Source organism: Bacillus sp. HMSC036E02 (assembly GCF_001836235.1).
Lineage (GTDB): Bacteria > Bacillota > Bacilli > Bacillales > Bacillaceae_G > Bacillus_A > Bacillus_A cereus.
This window is the reverse complement of record NZ_KV827844.1, coordinates 1,560-1,977: the sequence shown is the minus strand read 5'-3', so window position 1 is coordinate 1,977 and position 418 is coordinate 1,560. Positions and strand designations below refer to the sequence as shown.

The window sequence follows — 418 nt, the reverse complement described above, 5'->3', positions numbered from 1 at the left end:
AGGAAAGTACAAATTAGTAGAGACGAAAAGCTTACCAGGTTATAAAAAGCTAACAGAACCAGTACCATTTGAAATTACAAAAGGTATGACAAAAGCTTTAGCAATAAAAGTAGAAAATGAGCAGTTAGACAAAGGCTCAGTAGAAATTACAAAAATAGATAAAGATAGCCAAAAAGTATTAGAAGGCGTAGTCTTCGAAGTGCAAGATGAGCAAGGAAAAGTAGTAACAGAAGTAAAAACAGATAAAGATGGTAAAGCAAAAATCTCAGATCTATCAGTAGGAAAGTACAAATTAGTAGAGAAAGAAAGTTTACCAGGCTATAAGAAACTAACAGATCCAGTATTATTTGAAATCAAAAAAGGCATGACTGAAGTTCTATCATTAAAAATAGAAAATGAAATGGTAGATACGGGAAAT

1 protein-coding gene is annotated in these 418 nt (G+C 31.6%); it reads left to right on the top strand.

The window, feature by feature from the left end:
- Positions 1-418 (top strand): MSCRAMM family protein (locus HMPREF2590_RS30740; RefSeq protein WP_256325151.1); only part of this gene is annotated, 418 nt, incomplete at both ends.